The organism is Candidatus Eremiobacterota bacterium (assembly GCA_031082125.1).
Classification (GTDB): Bacteria; Vulcanimicrobiota; CADAWZ01; order CADAWZ01; family Ess09-12; genus Ess09-12.
In genome coordinates this window covers 37,443-52,538 of the sequence record JAVHLM010000017.1, presented here as the reverse complement: position 1 = coordinate 52,538, position 15,096 = coordinate 37,443, and the positions used below count along the sequence as shown (strand labels likewise).

Genomic DNA, 15,096 nt, shown 5'->3' with positions numbered 1-15,096 from the left:
TCTATTGCCGCGCCATCACCATGGCCAGCTTCGCTTCATGGTCCTCTGTCGGTTCTCCGCTCACATCGATTGTCACATGGTGCAGCACCCCGGTAAAGGTGAACGGAACCTCATACCCCGGTACGGCGGGGGCGCCGGAGTCGGTGCCGCACATGATCCCTCCCGCCAGGCCCAGGCATATTGGCATGGTAAAGGGGATCTCCCCCTCCCCGGCAAGCTTCCCGTCAATATAAAGCTGCCCGATTCCTGGAGCGCCCTTTCCCTTCATGATCTCGGGGCTCCCCGTCACCTTGAACTCGAAGCTGAGCAAGTGGCGGCCCTTGGGCACGCTCTCTTCTGACTCCATATGATAGTAATATCTTCCCACGTAATTATACCCGTAATGAAGCTTTCCATCCTTCATATAGAGGCTGAAGCCCCCGTCTATTCCGCCGGCGGAAAGGAGCACTCCCCCGGCACCTCCTTCCGGTATCTCCACATCAGCGGTGATGCAGTGCGGCCGGTTGATAAGGCTGACGGCGACAGCAGGCGGCACCATCTGAGTGCCTGGATAGTAAAGGTAGCTCTTCATGTCAGCGGCGATGGAGGGGCGCTCGTCGGCTATCCGCTGCTGACCCCTGCCGTCAATGGGCAGGACATTATACTTGCCGGCCTCGACATACCACTGGGAGATCATCTCGATTAACTTGTCCCTGTGCTCTGCGGCTATGTTGAAGTTCTCGGCGAAGTCCTTCTCTATGTGGTAGAGCTCCCAGTGCTTCCCGTCAAGCTCGGTGAGCTTTTCAGCGGAGATTGGCATGCCGAAGGGCATGCCCGCTTCGGCGAAGGAGGGGCCTGGCCATGGGCACACGGCGCGCCACCCGTCATGATATATTGCGCGGTGCCCCATCATCTCAAAATACTGGGTGCGGTGTCTTGTTTCAGCTTCGGCATTATCGAGCGCATGGAAGAAGCTCACCCCCTGGACCGGTGACTGGGTGACTCCCCGGACCTGGAGAGGCGCTTCTATCCCCAGCGCTTGAAGCACCGTGGGCACCATGTCGATGGCATGCGCATACTGAGTCCTGACCTCTCCTTTTGCCTTGATACCTTTCGGCCAGTGGACGATGAAAGGATCGCTCACGCCTCCCCGGTAGGTCTCGCGCTTCCAGCGGCGGAAAGGAGTGTTCCCTGCCCAGGTCCACCCCCAGGGGTAATGATTGAAATATTTCGGCCCTCCAAGCTCATCAATTGCCTTGAGATTCTCTTCAAGAGATTCGGGCACCCTGTTGAAGAAGAGATTTTCATTGACCGATCCCGTGGGACCCCCTTCTGAAGAGGCCCCGTTGTCCGACAGGACCATGATGAGGGTGTTCTCGAACTCCCCTGTTTTCTTCAGGTGTTCGACGAGCCGCCCGATGTGATGGTCCGTATGGGAGAGGAAGCCTGCGAAAACCTCCATCATCCTCGCATAGAGCTTCTTTTCATCAGCGGTGAGGGAATCCCACTGCTGCACGTCGGGATCATGGCGGGAGAGCTGGGAGTCCTGCGGGATGATGCCAAGCTCTTTCTGCCTGGCGAAGACTTTCTTGCGGTATACCTCCCACCCCTCATCGAATTTTCCCTTGTAGTTGTCGATCCATTCCTTGGGCGCATGGTGGGGGGCATGCATGGCGCCGGGGCAGAAATATACGAAGAAGGGCTTGTCGGGCGCCACCTGCTTTGAGTCGGCGATGAAGCTTATCGCTTTGTCCACGAGGTCTTCCGTGAGAAGGTAGCCCTCCTCGGGAGTCCTCGGGGGCTCCACCTGGTGGTTGTCATAGACCAGCTCGGGGTAATACTGATGGGTGTCGCCGCCGAGAAACCCGTAGAACCGCTCAAAGCCCCGCCCGAGGGGCCAACGGTTGTAAGGGCCTGCCGCCGAGATCTGATCGGCGGGGGTAAGGTGCCATTTCCCTATGGCGTAGGTGCTGTAGCCATGCTCCAGCAGAATCTCAGAAAGGAAGCCATTCTCGAAGGGGATATTGCCATTTCCCCCGGGGAACCCCGTTGAGCCTTCAGTGATGCAGGCCATGGCGTTGGAGTGATGGTTGCGCCCCGTGAGGATACACGATCTCGTAGGCGAGCAGAGGGCGGTGGTATGCATGTTGCTGAAAAGAAGGCCTCCCGCGGCAAGTGCATCCAGGTGCGGGGTGGCGATAGGGCTGCCGTAGCAGCCGAGCTGGCCGAAGCCGGTATCATCAAGGATGACGAAGAGCACGTTGGGCGCTCCCTCCTTCGCCCGCAGCGGCCGGGGCCAGGCCTGGCTTGACTGGTCAACGGTGCGGCCGATGGTACCGGGAAAGGTCGTTCCGGGTGTGTACTCGACAAGTGCCATGGGTATCCTCCTTGGGGAGTGAATTTTACAAGAAAGAAGTATTCTTTTCTCTATCCTGCAATGGTAGCAGAAAAGAGCCCTCTTGGCAAGAATTAGTGGTGCTCATCTTTATTGAGCTCATTCTTGGCCTCTTCAGGAACTTCTGATGCCGGAGGTCCATCTTCATCCCATTGTAATCGCCTCCCAATCTCTTGCTTCATTTTTCAGGTATATGGTAATGCCTGGGGGTGAAAGCAAGGTGAATGAAGCGTGAAGATTCGGTGAACAGGGGACCGAGGAGCTGTTCTCAAGCAGATTATGCTCCTGATGGTGAGGTACCGCACAGTGAGAGTCCTTAGCCCAAGCCTCCCTTGAGAAAAATTAAAACCCGCTGCAGGCTTGTCAACAGTGGGTTTTTCTTGAGTGGGCGGAGAGGGGCTCGAACCCCCGACCTCCTGAATGTAAGTCAGATGCTCTGCCAGCTGAGCTATCCGCCCCTGAAATTGAAAATGACCCCGACGGGATTCGAACCCGTGATCTCCACCTTGAAAGAGTGATGTCCTAACCGCTAGACGACGGGGCCGTTCTGCGAAAATCTTTCCATGGGCCCACCCGGATTCGAACCAGGGACCAATCGGTTATGAGCCGACCGCTCTACCGCTGAGCTATGGGCCCTCATATCTTGCGTGAGATATTATAAACTAAAAAGGAGCAAAGGTCAAGATGGCTGGAAAAATCACCTGCAATATTATCGAGTGAAAAAAGGTGAATTCGGATTCATGTAAAATTCTATGAGTATATGAGAGGAGGGTTACTGTCATGACACCAGGATATAACACCTCAAGTAAAAACCCCGTAGAACGCCTAATCAATCTGAAGAATGCCAGGAAGTCCTTCAGGATTCTGCTTGGTATCATTCCAAAGCTTGACGAAGAAGAGGGAAAAGGGAAGAAGCCGCGCAGCCGCTTTAAAATCGGCGAGGCAGTAAAGATTCAGTTCGAGTCGGAAAAAGACTGCTACCTCACCCTTGTGGATATCGGGACAAGCGGAAGGGTCCATGTGATCATACCGAGTGCTTTCAATGTGGACAATTTTGTGAAAGGCGGCAGGGAGCTCCTCTATCCTGAGGGCTCATGGGATGTGGCGGCAATGATCCAGGGACCTACCGGCACGGAGCGCATCAAGGCGATTGTCACCCTTGATCCCATCAATCTTTTTGATATCGATCTGAGGGACGCAAGGGCCATCTCATATACCATTGCAGAATCAGAGCTTGACTCCAGGATAACGAAGCTGCAGAAAAAGCTGGATTCCCTGGAGAGCACCTCGTGGAGCGAGGCGCTCTGCGAGTTCAAGATAGTCTAGAGGACTGCAGGAAAGATAAGAAAAAGGCCCCCCGAGGGGGGCCTTTATTATTTTATCTTGAAGAGTCTCTTGATGATGGTTCCCAGGTCCGCCTTGAGGAGATCACCGCCGGATATATCGGCGTCAATGATGATCTTTTGCTCTCCCCGCTTGATATCAGTCACTTTCCCTATGATCTGGCTGAATGTCACGATTATTTCCTTTGAAGAGGTGCCATTTGTGAGGCTCACCTTGGGGGTGGTGGCGTCATTGATAATCTTCTGGACCCTTTTCACCACGATATCGCCGTCCTTGACAATCACGACAATGGTTCCCCTTTTCACACCCCCCTCGCAGGTCTTCACCGCGCGCACCCTGTCTCCCGACTTGATAGTGGGAGCCATGTCATCACTTGAGATACGGAACTTTATCTCACCTTTCTTTTTGATGGTTTCCTGGAGTTCCGCTGCTTTCTTGACGCTGTCGAAGCCCTTAAGGGAGTGCTTTGAAATGGCTTCAGACAATGCTACCACCACCAATCCTTGAATATGCCGACGACCGAGAGACTTAGTTCACCCACTCCCCCCCCTACATTAATTATACACCGAAAGAATTATTATTCAAGAACCTTAAGAACTAAAATGAATAGTTCTTTAGAGGTATAAAAAGGTATTTCGTGCTTTTCCAAGTATAAATGAATAGCAGCATGTCAGAAGGAGCATTCCCATTGGAAAATCAGGGAAGGAAACTGAAAGTCCTTCACATCATCACGCGCTTTATTTGCGGCGGCGCTGATGAAAACACGCTGTTCACCGTGAACGGCCTGGATAAGGCCCGTTATGAGGTCCATCTCATGATAGGAAGCATCTTTGAAGACCTTATGGTGAACCGGCTTGATGAGGATGTGAAGCTCCTCACCATCAGAGAAATGGGGCGTGAAGTGGCTCCATTCAAAGACCTTCAGGCCCTCTTTAAAATATACTCATTGATAGCGAAGGAAAAATATGATATTGTCCATACTCACACATCAAAGGCCGGTTTTATCGGCCGCCTGGCGGCAAAAATGGCCGGAACCCCCTGCATTGTCCACGGTGTGCACACCATACCCTTCACCGATGTGCTTCAACCACGCTATAATGGCTTTTTCCTCCTCCTGGAGAGATGGGCGGCCCGGTATACCCGCATATTCATTTCCGTGGGCAACGATCTCAAGGAGCGCTATCTCTCCCATGGCATCGGGCGTCCCGAGTGTTACCGCACCGTATACAGCGGTATGGACCTTGAGCTTTTCGAAAGGGCTGCGAAAATGGACAGGGAGGAGATCGCGGCGCTGCGCCGTGAATTCGGCATCAGAAACGGCGAGCAATGCGTGGGGATTGTTTCAAGGCTTGAGCCGGGAAAGGGCTTCAATTTTTTTGCCGAGCTCGTTGAGGCCGTTGTCTCCCGCACCGGGAAGGTAAAGTTTGTTGTTGTCGGCGACGGCTCCCTGAAGGCACGCCTTCTCGCCGAGGTGAAGGCGAGACGCATGGAAGAATATGTCCACTTCGCCGGTTTCAGAGATGATGTGGCGAAAGTCATCGCCTCCTTTGACATAGCCATCTTCACCTCGCTCCTTGAAGGCCTTCCGCGTACTGTCGTGCAGTATGCAATGATGGAGAAGCCCATCGTCACCTTTGAGGTGGGGGGCATCCGCGAGGTCGTGAGGGATGGCGAGAACGGTTATATCATAGAGGAGCATAACCTGCCCCTCTTTGTCGAGAAGCTCTCCTCCCTTATCGGAAGTCCCCAGGTCAGGGATGCCATGCGCCTCAGGGAAAAGGAGTTCCCGCGTCATCTCTGGTCAAAGGAGCGCATGGTGGCGGAGATCGATTCAATCTACCAGGGGCTTGTGGCGGGGAATTATGTCTCTTTGCCGGAGAGCCTCGTGAGGACCTCGTAATATTTCTCCCGCACGAGGGTCCAGCTCAGGGCCCTGTAGCGTTCCTTCGCGTTTTTCACCAGGGTATCCCTCAGGGCCTCGTCTTTCTTGAGGGCCAGTATCTTTTCGAGAAGCTCCTTTTCATCTCCCGGTGAGAAATAAGCGATGCAGGACTCGTCAAAGTATTTCAGGTAAGTCTTCAGGCGGGAAGCGATTATGGGTTTGCCCATGGAGACATATTCCAGGAGCTTTGTTGAGAGGGAGTACTCGGTAAGCACGTTACTGGTCGTGGGGCATATACCGGCATTGCAGGCGTTGATGAGCTGCGGCATATCGTCAACAGGGTACGTGCCGATGAATTTCACGGAATCACCAAGTCCCATTTCGTTCACCAGCGATTTCAGCGAGGCCTCTTCGGGCCCTTCACCGGCTATGCGCACTTCAATATTCCCGCGCTGGCACTCGGGAAGGTGCTGCATCGAGCGGATCACGAGATCAAGGCCATAGAGGGGCGTGAGGGTTCCATGATACATGAGCACAAAGGTGCCGTTCTGGGCTTCGTTTTTGCGGGGCACAAAGATGCTTTCGTCGGTGGAATCGAGAACTGTCGAGATTTTTGACGAGGGGATCCCCCGCGAGATGAGGAGCTCCCTGATGGCCTCGTTCACCGTGAGGACATGGTCGGCAAAGCGCATGGCAAGCTTTTCAATGAAGTAGGTGAGCTTGATGAAGGGATGGTCCGTCGATACTCCGTACTTGTAGATAAAGAATTCGGGGGTGATTTCGTGCATGTCCAGGAGAAGTGGACATCCCATCAGTTTGGGAATTATGGCTGAAAAGATGAGAAAGTCCGGGAGCGTGTGGACCTGGATAAGAGAATAGCGGTTCTTTGCATGGAGGGAGGTGACCAGGAAAAAGGAGAGAAAGGAAAAGAGGGAGTACTGGTAAAGATACCTGAAAAAGCCCGCCCGCTGCTTCTCGACGGAAATCTCGAAGACCCTGATGTGCTCATGGTGCTTTGCTTTGCCAGTGAACCTGGACTTGAGGGCGATGACGTCCACGTGCCACCCGCGGCTTGCGGCGTATTCGGCCTGCCGCTTTACCCGGGAGTCAATGTCGTAATAATTGAAGACCACCATGCAGAGCTTCTTCATTACCTCTTTACCCATACCAGGTTTCTCTCCTCACTGCGGCACCCCGAGCAGGGCATGATTCTATTATTGGAGAGGGATATCCTTCAAAGAGGTGCTGATATGCCTTCAATGGGAGCTTTTTCAGAGGAATGGACTCCGCTCTGTTCACGCTCCGGTGGCAAGCTGTCCTTATGTTTACAATTCTGTAATATCATGAATATTGCTTTTCCCCCATATTCCATGGTATAGTAAATAAAAGAGCTATTTCCTTTAAAGGGAGTGAGAGTATGTGGGGTATATCACCGTTTATGTGCGGCGGCGGTTTCGGACTGGGTATGAATCCCCTCACCATGGGAATGGGGATGCCTTTTATGGGAGGGTGTGGTAACATCAGCAGCGCTCTTCTCGGTTATAACATGGGGTCTTTTTACGGCGGAAGTTTCGGCTCAACAATAGGAGGCGGTCTTGGCGCGTTGCTGGGGCTCGGGGCGGGGGGCTATCCCGGCATGTTCCTGGGCTCATCGCTTGGAATGTTTGCCGGGGGCACCCTTGGCAGCCTTTTCGGCGGTGCTGCGGGATGGCACCATGGTATGCACAATCCGTATATCTGCTGGTAGCATTCTTCTTGTGCAGAGTTGAAAAAGGCGCTTCTGGCGTCTTTTTATTTTTCTCCCCGGGCAGCCTGCGGGCCGGGGAAGGATAACGGTGAAAGTGGAGAGAACTGTGAGGAAAAGGAGCACGCCATGGGAGAAGAAGCCCTCTTTGAACTCACAAGAGCTCCCCAGCTCAACGAGGTAATCACCCTTGCGCGGGCTGTCTATGAAGGTGAGGGCATCGAAGACGATCTCAAGAAGAGCATCAAGACCCTCAACACCTTCCGCCGCGAGATGAGGAGCTTTTTCCGCCACCAGCTCAAGTTCCAGGAGAACACCCCTACCCTCATGACCCAGGCTCCCCTTATTGAGAAGGCCCTTGAAAAGCTCCGGACAGGGCTTGAAGAGGCATACCGCTATTTTTCCTCTCACGACAGGGAGGCTCTTGTCAAGGGCATAGCCATCATGAGGGAGAGCTTTGCAGAGCTTTTCGCCTCCATCGACTCGCTCAAGGAAGAGGAGCGGAATATTCCCCGCTATGCTGAGTCGCCGCTGCAGAATGAGCTCATGCGGGTGGGATACGGCGTGATGAGGGGTACCATAAAGCCTGAAGCCTTTAAAGAGCGTCTTGCGGCCGTGCGGCAGTCAATAAAGGCATTCTATGAAGGATTTGATAAGATGTCCCCGGCGCCCCATGAGGAGGCCTTTTTCCACGAGAAGCGCTCTGAGATAAAGAAGGCTCTCAAGGAATATTTCAGGGGCCTCGAGGAGGCAGCCCTTTATTTCGCTGACCACAGCACGGAGCACATAGCCAGGGGCCTTGAAAGGTCGAAGGAAGCCTCTGAGATGCTTGTCCTTCTCCACCGCGGCCTTACGGAGTCCGGTGCGGGTCCCCGTACCCGGCCCTGCATTCAGTGCGGTGGTGAGAACGAGGTGACGGCAAAGTTCTGTGTGCACTGCAATGCCAGGCTTGCCGACTTCGCTACGGGACAGTCCTCAAGCATGGAGTTCCGCATGGACCAGGAGGGGATGGTAAAGGCTTCCGCCCATGCAGATACGGAGTTCACCAGAGATCTTCAGAATACCGTCTTGAGGGCAAGGGATGGCTCACTTTCCTCCGAAGGATTTCTTGCAGAACTCTCCAGGCTTGAGGCGAAGGTGCTCCATGCCAGGAAGGAGAAAGCCAGGCTCACCCTTCCTGGCGATCTCAAGGGTGACTCACCGGAATCACTGGTGCTTGAAGAGGTGAACTCCGCCATGGAAGAAGGAATTGGGGAGCTTCTTTCGGGGATTGGGCGTATGAAGCTTTTTGCCCAGGCGGGCGATGAAAGCGCCCTCATATTCGGGCTGGAAGAGGCCCTTTCTGGGGCAGACAGGCTCTTCCAGGTACAGTTTCTCTCGGAATCGATGAAAAAGGCGCAGCCTTCCTGAAAGGAGCCTGGCACGTTTCCCGGGAAAAAAAAGACCGGGGTGAAAGCTCACCCCGGTCTTTTTCTTAGTGCGCTATTGCTGGGTCGTTACGAAAGGATTGGAGGAGGGATGCCAGTTATCATCACCGACAGTGATGTGCTCGGTCCAGACATGCACGCCGTCTCTCTTGAGATCGAAGATGAGGTATTTCCCGTTGGTGTTGAAGCCGAAGCCGTCCTCATCACCTTCTGTGGTGAGGCGGAACATGATCTGGTTGTTGCTTACGCGGGTCACGAAATCTCCATTGTCGGGCTCCATATTGTCACGGTGGACAATGGTGATGTCCTGGTCTGACGAGATGGTGCCTTCAAATACCTTTCTCTCCTCTTTGGTGCTTGTCCTGAGGTGCCAGCAGTCAACTTTCCATATGAAATAGCCGTAGCTCTTCCCCGGGGTGAACTGTGGCCTTCCCATGCAGTAATCGGGCCAGTCTGCCCATGCCACGCCCAGGCAGACCATGGCCAGGAAAGCCGCGATGGCCATAAAGATACCAGTCTTTTTCATATCCATTCCTCCTTTTTAATGTGAGCTTGGGCAACTATTGAGTCTTTTCAGGGGAATCCCGAGGGCCGGGAACTCAGAAGAAGAAAGATGGCTCAATATTTACCGGGAATATAGTTCGAGGGCGTAGGAGTTTTACCTGCAGGTGCTTAGGGGAGAATCACCGCGCCGGTTTTTTTCCCGTTCTATTGCGTCGGTATAGAGCCCAAGGAGGCGATCGGTGACCTGGTCAATGGAGTAGCCCTTTGCCGTCTCAATGCTCTCTTTTTTCATCATAGCCAGCCTTTTGCCGTCACGAAGGAGCGTCTCCACGGCCTCTGCGAAGACACCGCGGTCTTCAGCGGTGAGAAGGCCGTTTTTTCCGTCCTGTATTGTGTCCGAGGAGCCATGGGCCGATACGGCAACGACGGGAAGGCCTGAAGCCATGGCCTCAATGAGGGCGAGGGGCTTCACCTCAGTGGTGGAGGTCATCACGAAAAGATCGGCGGCGCCGTAATAGGCGGGAATCTCCCGGTACTCGACTCTCCCGGGAAATATGACCTTATCCCCGAGGTTAAGCGCCGCCGCATAGCGTCTCAGGCTTTCAAGCTCCGGCCCTTCGCCGATAATCATGAGCCTCACCTGGATGGTTCCCGCGATGAGCTTGAAAGCGTCAAGCATGAAGGGCAGGTTTTTCTCGAGGGCCATGCGCCCTACGTACACCAGGAGGCGCTCCTTTTCGCCTATCTGGTGGCGCGCCCGCACCCGGCTCCCGTCAGGATTTTCAAAGGAGGAGAGATCTATGGCGTTGGGCATGTAGATGACATTGTCCCTGATGCCGTATTCATGGAGGAGCTCCACGATGGAGGTCCCCGGCGTGATGATGACAGAGCACTTCTTTGCATAGGCTTTTACGCGCATTCTTGAGACAGCTCTCACGAGGGCCGCGGGAAGGGGAATATAGTGGGCATACTGCTCGTACTGGGTATGGAAGGTGAACACCAGGGGCACCCCAAGGCGGGCCGCCCAGCGGGCCCCTTCATCGCCCATGACGAAAGGGTGGTGGGAGTGGATGATATCAAGGCCAAAAGTGGGGATAAGGGCGCTGATGCGGCGGGAGAAGGGGATAGGGACGGGGAATTTCATTTTTTTCGTGAGATTGAGGGAGCGGTAGCGGTAGACGGGGCTGTCCTCCTCCTGGTACCCCGGGAAGCGCGGTGCAAAGATGATGACCTCATGGCCTTTTTTTATCAGAGACTGCCTGATGAGGTCAATGCAGTTCACCACACCGCTGATGATGGGCTTGTAGGCATTGGTGAATACTCCTACTCTCATGGAACCGTCCTTTGCTGATGACACTCAGTGTGCTGCCGAAGAAGCCATGGCTTTTTCTACCTGCTCGCAGAGGAGATGGATCATGGTCACATGGCATTCCTGTATCCTGCATGTCCTTTCCGAGGGCGCCGTAAGGCACAGATGGGCAATTTTCTTGATGGTTCTTCCAGATTTTCCCGTGAAGCCTATGGCCAGGGCTCCTTTTTCCTTTCCTGCCTGAAGGGCTCTCACGATGTTCTCCGAGGTGCCGGAGGTGCTTATCCCTATGACGATATCGCCGGGTGCGGCAAAAGCCTCGACCTGTTTTTCGAAGATCCTGGAAAACTGGTAGTCATTGGCAATGGCGGTGAGGTTGGACGTATTGGTCGTGAGGGCCAGACAGGGCAGGGGGCTTCGCTCCATTTCGAAGCGCCCCACAAGCTCGGCGGCAAGGTGCTGGGCATCGGCGGCGCTGCCGCCGTTTCCGCACACCAGGATCTTGTTCCCCCTTCGGAAGGCCTCTACCATCATCCCCGCCGCATGCGCCAGGGAGGGGATCATTTCCCTGAGGTGCTCCTTTGCCTTGATGCTTTCCTCAAGCGCTAGTGAGAGTTCGCTTTCCATCGGGACCTCTTTTCCGGTACGATTTGGTGGGTGCGGGGCGCTCCGGCAGGCTCCCGGGACTCTGCCACCCCTCACAGGATTCTCCGGAAGGGCCGGGGATTCCTTTTGCCCTCCCTGGGGCATGGGGCGGCACTCTTTGAGGAAAGAAGGAAGGCTCCTTCTTCTGAGTGAATTTTATAGTCACGGAATACCAGGCCCTGCCATCCTGCAGAGAAATCAAGGAGGAGCTCCATGAAAAACGAACTCACCAGAAGAGAAGCTCTTGAGAAACTTGCCCGACTGGGCCTTGCCGCTGCCGGAACGGCCGTGCTCTCGGCTCTTCCAGGGGGCATCTCCCAGGCTCAGCCTGCCGCTTCGAAGATAGTGGTGGCCAAGGACGGTAACCTTTACGGGAGGCTCATCAATGCGCTGAAGCCCTTCGGCGGGATCGAGAGGTTTGTGAGGAAAGGAAGCAAGGTGCTCCTCAAGCCCAATATCGGGTGGGCCCGTGAGCCCCGGCAGGCCGGCAACACCAACCCCGATCTCGTGGGCCACCTGGTGAAGCTCTGTTACAAGGCCGGAGCCAAGGAGGTCTGTGTGTACGAGAACCCTTGCGACAGCTATGTCTATACCTTCCAGAAAAGCGGCATCAAGGATGCCGTGGAGCGCGAGGGAGGAAAGATTTTCGCCGCCGTCACGGAGAACTTCTATACTCCCGAGAGCGTTCCCCGGGGGAAAAGCCTCAAGCAAGTCAGTATTGTGAAATATATCCGCGAGGCGGACTGCTTTATCAACATGCCCATTGCCAAGGACCACAGCGCGACAAAGGTCACGCTGGGCATGAAGAACATGATGGGCCTTATATGGGACAGGGGCTACTGGCACGGGAACGACCTGGATCAGTGCATCGCCGACTTCATGACCATCGTGAAGCCTCACCTCACCATTGTTGATGCCACGAGAATTCTTCTGACCCACGGCCCCAAGGGCCCCGGGGAGGTTAAGGAGCCGAAGACCCTCATTGCCGGCACTGATTTTGTTGCCTGTGACTCATACGCAGTCTCGCTCTTCGGAAAGAAGGGCAGCGATATCCGTCATATTCAGCTTGCCGGCAAGATGGGCCTCGGGCAGGCAGATCAAGGCAAGATGGTGATCCAGAAAGTGTAATTTCATGGTGCTCCTGCGGCGGCTTTTCCAGGCATTCTTTCTTGTCCTTTTTCTTTATCTTTTCTTTGCCACGACATACCCGGTGAAAAATGCCGTTTCCGCCGAGCTTTTCTTCCATATTTCTCCTCTTGCGGCTTTTGTCACTTTCATCCAGAAGCCCACTGCCCATTCTGTCTATCCGGGCCTCCTTGTGCTGGCCCTGACACTCATTCTCGGCAGGTTCTTCTGCGGATGGATCTGTCCCATGGGCACTCTCCTTGACGGAACCCACCGCCTTCTCTTCCGCCGCATTGACAATGGCCGGGGTGAAAGCCATACAAGGGGGCAGCATGTCAAGTATTACCTTCTGGCAGCCCTTACGGCAGCAGTCCTTCTCGGGCTTTCGCCGGTCTATTTCTTTGAGCCCTTTTCCATAGTCTTCCGCACCCTGACCTTCTGCCTCTTCCCGGTGCTTTTTTCCCTTGTGGCACCCCTTTCCCAGAAGCTCCCCTGGATTTCCCAGTCGCTGCTCTCGCCGGCGCCCAAGGTGTTTTTCGAGGGGACTTTTCTCTTTTTTCTCATTTTTGTCGCCATCATGGCCCTTGAGGCATTCACCAGGCGGAAGTGGTGCCGTGTGCTCTGCCCCATGGGCGCCCTCCTGGGGGTTTTTTCAAGAGTCGCCCTTCTCAGGAAGCACGTGAGCGATTCCTGCACCGACTGCGGTCTTTGCGCCAGGAAGTGCCGCACCGGTGCCATATTTCCCGCAAACAGGGACATTATGCCTTCGGAATGCATAGAATGCATGGACTGTGAGGCCCTCTGCCCCTCAAAGGCCATCTCGTTCAGGATGGGAAAGCCTCAGCCCCTCTTCGGGCCCGTTGTGAAGTGGATTCTGAGAAAGGACAGGCCCCATGAACCTGGGGCCCTCATGGCTCTTTCCAGGAGGGATTTTTTTCTCTCCCTCGCGGGGGGCTGCGCTTTTGCCCTTATGGGAAAAACCGAGTACGGGTATGCCATGGCCAGCTCACGATTGATAAGGCCACCAGGCGCTCTTCCCGAGGCGGAATTCGTGGCACGGTGCATCCGCTGCGGGGCATGCCTGAAGGTATGCGTCACCAACGGGCTTCAGCCCTCCTTGTTTGAGGGGGGACTTGCCGGGTTGTGGTCGCCCCGCCTCGTCCCCCTTCGTGGATTCTGTGAGGAGAACTGCAACCTCTGCACTTCGCTCTGCCCTGTAGGAGCGCTCCGCCCTGTGGACGTGAAAGACAAGAAGAGGGAGATCCTGGGGCAGGCGCGGATAGACAGGAGCAAGTGCATCGCCTGGAACCAGGACGCCAAGTGCCTTGTCTGCGATGAATACTGCTCCTATGACGCCGTGTTCCAGAAAGAGCTTGAGGGAAAGCCCCGGCCTTTCGTGGACCCCGCGCTCTGCGTGGGGTGCGGACAGTGCGAACACCGCTGCCCCACGGGACCAGATCCTGCCATAGTGGTCTATAGAAAAGGCATGGCGGTGAAGGATATTAGGGAAAAATAAGAGAACACTGTTATTAAATCACCATGGGGGGTAGTGCCATGCTAGACCATGTGCTCTCATTCAACAAGATCTTTTCAGGTTTCCATGGCCCGCCTGCAGGGCCCCGGAAGGGCGTGATACTTTTTACCTGCGTGGACTCAAGGCTTTCAGAGCTTGTGGAAAAAGCCATGGGGTTCGCCCCCGGCGATGCGGCGGTCATAAGGAATGCCGGTGTGCTCGTGACTGATGATGTCATAAGGTCAATTGCCGTGACGCTCTACACCTTTAATGTGCAGGAGATATTTGTGGTGAATCACACCGACTGCGCCCTGGCGAAATTCCAGGCCTATGACTTCACGGAGAATATGAAGAAAAAGGGGGTGGCACGTGACGCCATCCCTGCAAGCGATCTCAGGGCCTGGGCCGGTGCCACGGGGTCTGAGCGCGAGCGTGTGAGGGAATCGGTGGATGCCCTGAGAAAATCACCGCTCATTCCCCGTGAAGTCCTGATCCATGGGTTTCTTATCAACACCGCCAATGGGAGCCTTGAGGCGGTGGTAAAGGGTGAGCCCAGAAAAACAGAAACTCTGCCGGCGGAGGGAAAGCCTCCGGAAAAGAAGGCTGAGCCACTCTTTCAAAAGCCTTTGGAATGGCTCAGGGAAAAGGAACACAAGCCGGAGGAGGACAGGAGCTTCAATGAGCCGCAGGCTCTTGAATGGCAGACCTCTCTTGACAGCATCGATGCCTTCAAGACTGCCGAGATCCCCATTCTCACGCCGCTCGAGGTGGAGCAGCCATCCACGCCGAAGCCAAAGCAGACCGTGAAGGACCAGGTGAACGAGAAGGTGAAGGGGTTGCTTCAAGGCAAGGAGCAGAAGATCCAGAAGGCCATGGAGCCCCTCAACCAGTTCGTGCAATTTGTGAATACCGCCACCGGCCAGGAACAGCTCCCTTCCGGCCCAGCCTCCCAGGCGGCCCCCTCTTCAAAAGAGGCGGAGCAGGCTGCCGAGCGGTTTGAAGTATGGCTTGAGGATCTGGGCCTCTTCAATGATGATGTCGTCAAGGAGCTCCGGCGGCTTTCCGGCGGGGTGATAAGCGATGTGTCGGCCCTCAAGAAAGCCATCCTCACCACCCAGTCCCCCCAGGAGGCTCAGAAGCTGAAGCGCCATCTCCAGTCTCTCGGGGCGACGGCCATCATCAAGAAAGTAAGGAAAGTAATGAAACAGTAAGAGAGGTGCCCGGGAAGG

The 15,096-nt window shown here is 55.0% G+C and carries 13 protein-coding genes and 3 tRNA genes; 7 read left to right on the top strand and 9 right to left on the bottom strand.

What is annotated here, in order from left to right; all coding sequences use genetic code 11:
* Position 1 precedes the first annotated feature (1 nt).
* The 4 genes from RDV48_18265 to RDV48_18250 all read right to left on the bottom strand — a co-directional run bounded on the left by RDV48_18265 (position 2) and on the right by RDV48_18250 (position 3,010).
* A complete protein-coding gene (locus tag RDV48_18265; GenBank protein ID MDQ7824749.1) occupies positions 2 to 2,356 on the bottom strand; it encodes an arylsulfatase in 2,355 nt (784 codons plus the stop codon).
* Positions 2,357 to 2,759: 403 nt separating this feature from the next.
* A tRNA-Val gene (locus tag RDV48_18260) sits at positions 2,760 to 2,832 on the bottom strand.
* A 13-nt stretch (positions 2,833 to 2,845) separates the two neighbouring features.
* Positions 2,846 to 2,918 (bottom strand) — tRNA-Glu (locus RDV48_18255).
* A gap of 20 nt (positions 2,919 to 2,938) precedes the next feature.
* Positions 2,939 to 3,010, bottom strand: a tRNA-Ile gene (locus RDV48_18250).
* Between the two features lie 144 nt (positions 3,011 to 3,154).
* Here RDV48_18250 and RDV48_18245 point away from each other — a divergent pair.
* Positions 3,155 to 3,700: a DUF4384 domain-containing protein gene (locus RDV48_18245; GenBank protein MDQ7824748.1), complete on the top strand. Its 546-nt coding sequence runs from the start codon at positions 3,155 to 3,157 to the stop codon at positions 3,698 to 3,700.
* Positions 3,701 to 3,747: 47 nt separating this feature from the next.
* Here RDV48_18245 and RDV48_18240 read toward each other — a convergent pair whose 3' ends face one another.
* Complete coding sequence (locus tag RDV48_18240) at positions 3,748 to 4,212, bottom strand: S24/S26 family peptidase (protein ID MDQ7824747.1); 465 nt, start codon at positions 4,210 to 4,212, stop codon at positions 3,748 to 3,750.
* Positions 4,213 to 4,406: 194 nt separating this feature from the next.
* Here RDV48_18240 and RDV48_18235 point away from each other — a divergent pair, with 194 nt between their 5' ends.
* On the top strand, positions 4,407 to 5,618 hold the full coding sequence (locus RDV48_18235) for a glycosyltransferase (protein ID MDQ7824746.1): 1,212 nt from the start codon (positions 4,407 to 4,409) through the stop codon (positions 5,616 to 5,618).
* On the opposite strand, the gene RDV48_18230 is transcribed toward RDV48_18235, so the two are convergent.
* The gene (locus RDV48_18230) at positions 5,579 to 6,766 is read right to left on the bottom strand and encodes a glycosyltransferase family 4 protein (protein ID MDQ7824745.1); all 1,188 of its coding nucleotides are present in this window, start codon (positions 6,764 to 6,766) and stop codon (positions 5,579 to 5,581) included. The genes RDV48_18235 and RDV48_18230 overlap by 40 nt on opposite strands.
* A gap of 251 nt (positions 6,767 to 7,017) precedes the next feature.
* Here RDV48_18230 and RDV48_18225 point away from each other — a divergent pair, with 251 nt between their 5' ends.
* Positions 7,018 to 7,347, top strand: coding sequence for a hypothetical protein (locus RDV48_18225; GenBank protein MDQ7824744.1), 330 nt, complete (start codon positions 7,018 to 7,020; stop codon positions 7,345 to 7,347).
* Between the two features lie 126 nt (positions 7,348 to 7,473).
* Positions 7,474 to 8,754, top strand: coding sequence for a zinc ribbon domain-containing protein (locus tag RDV48_18220; GenBank protein MDQ7824743.1), 1,281 nt, complete (start codon positions 7,474 to 7,476; stop codon positions 8,752 to 8,754).
* A 72-nt stretch (positions 8,755 to 8,826) separates the two neighbouring features.
* On the opposite strand, the gene RDV48_18215 is transcribed toward RDV48_18220, so the two are convergent.
* From RDV48_18215 to RDV48_18205, 3 genes are all read right to left on the bottom strand, one after another.
* On the bottom strand, positions 8,827 to 9,297 hold the full coding sequence (locus RDV48_18215) for a hypothetical protein (protein MDQ7824742.1): 471 nt from the start codon (positions 9,295 to 9,297) through the stop codon (positions 8,827 to 8,829).
* Positions 9,298 to 9,429: 132 nt separating this feature from the next.
* Positions 9,430 to 10,608, bottom strand: coding sequence for a glycosyltransferase family 4 protein (locus RDV48_18210; GenBank protein ID MDQ7824741.1), 1,179 nt, complete (start codon positions 10,606 to 10,608; stop codon positions 9,430 to 9,432).
* Between the two features lie 24 nt (positions 10,609 to 10,632).
* Complete coding sequence (locus RDV48_18205; GenBank protein MDQ7824740.1) at positions 10,633 to 11,211, bottom strand: D-sedoheptulose 7-phosphate isomerase; 579 nt, start codon at positions 11,209 to 11,211, stop codon at positions 10,633 to 10,635.
* A gap of 231 nt (positions 11,212 to 11,442) precedes the next feature.
* Between RDV48_18205 and RDV48_18200 the strand changes: the two genes are divergently transcribed.
* From RDV48_18200 to RDV48_18190, 3 genes are read left to right on the top strand one after another with little or no spacing between them, the layout of a single operon-like run.
* Positions 11,443 to 12,357 (top strand): DUF362 domain-containing protein, encoded by a 915-nt coding sequence (locus RDV48_18200; protein MDQ7824739.1) that lies wholly within the window; start codon positions 11,443 to 11,445, stop codon positions 12,355 to 12,357.
* A 4-nt stretch (positions 12,358 to 12,361) separates the two neighbouring features.
* Positions 12,362 to 13,870 (top strand): 4Fe-4S dicluster domain-containing protein, encoded by a 1,509-nt coding sequence (locus RDV48_18195; protein ID MDQ7824738.1) that lies wholly within the window; start codon positions 12,362 to 12,364, stop codon positions 13,868 to 13,870.
* A 38-nt stretch (positions 13,871 to 13,908) separates the two neighbouring features.
* Complete coding sequence (locus RDV48_18190; GenBank protein ID MDQ7824737.1) at positions 13,909 to 15,078, top strand: carbonic anhydrase; 1,170 nt, start codon at positions 13,909 to 13,911, stop codon at positions 15,076 to 15,078.
* Positions 15,079 to 15,096 lie beyond the last annotated feature (18 nt).

What these genes read in the sequence shown, in the direction of transcription:
- RDV48_18265 (MDQ7824749.1), bottom strand. Translation starts at nt 2,356, where the DNA reads ATGGCACTTGTCGAGTACACACCCGGAACGACCTTTCCCGGTACCATC.
- RDV48_18245 (MDQ7824748.1), top strand. Translation starts at nt 3,155, where the DNA reads ATGACACCAGGATATAACACCTCAAGTAAAAACCCCGTAGAACGCCTA.
- RDV48_18230 (MDQ7824745.1), bottom strand. Translation starts at nt 6,766, where the DNA reads ATGGGTAAAGAGGTAATGAAGAAGCTCTGCATGGTGGTCTTCAATTAT.
- RDV48_18225 (MDQ7824744.1), top strand. Translation starts at nt 7,018, where the DNA reads ATGTGGGGTATATCACCGTTTATGTGCGGCGGCGGTTTCGGACTGGGT.
- RDV48_18220 (MDQ7824743.1), top strand. Translation starts at nt 7,474, where the DNA reads ATGGGAGAAGAAGCCCTCTTTGAACTCACAAGAGCTCCCCAGCTCAAC.
- RDV48_18215 (MDQ7824742.1), bottom strand. Translation starts at nt 9,297, where the DNA reads ATGAAAAAGACTGGTATCTTTATGGCCATCGCGGCTTTCCTGGCCATG.
- RDV48_18210 (MDQ7824741.1), bottom strand. Translation starts at nt 10,608, where the DNA reads ATGAGAGTAGGAGTATTCACCAATGCCTACAAGCCCATCATCAGCGGT.
- RDV48_18205 (MDQ7824740.1), bottom strand. Translation starts at nt 11,211, where the DNA reads ATGGAAAGCGAACTCTCACTAGCGCTTGAGGAAAGCATCAAGGCAAAG.
- RDV48_18200 (MDQ7824739.1), top strand. Translation starts at nt 11,443, where the DNA reads ATGAAAAACGAACTCACCAGAAGAGAAGCTCTTGAGAAACTTGCCCGA.
- RDV48_18195 (MDQ7824738.1), top strand. Translation starts at nt 12,362, where the DNA reads ATGGTGCTCCTGCGGCGGCTTTTCCAGGCATTCTTTCTTGTCCTTTTT.
- RDV48_18190 (MDQ7824737.1), top strand. Translation starts at nt 13,909, where the DNA reads ATGCTAGACCATGTGCTCTCATTCAACAAGATCTTTTCAGGTTTCCAT.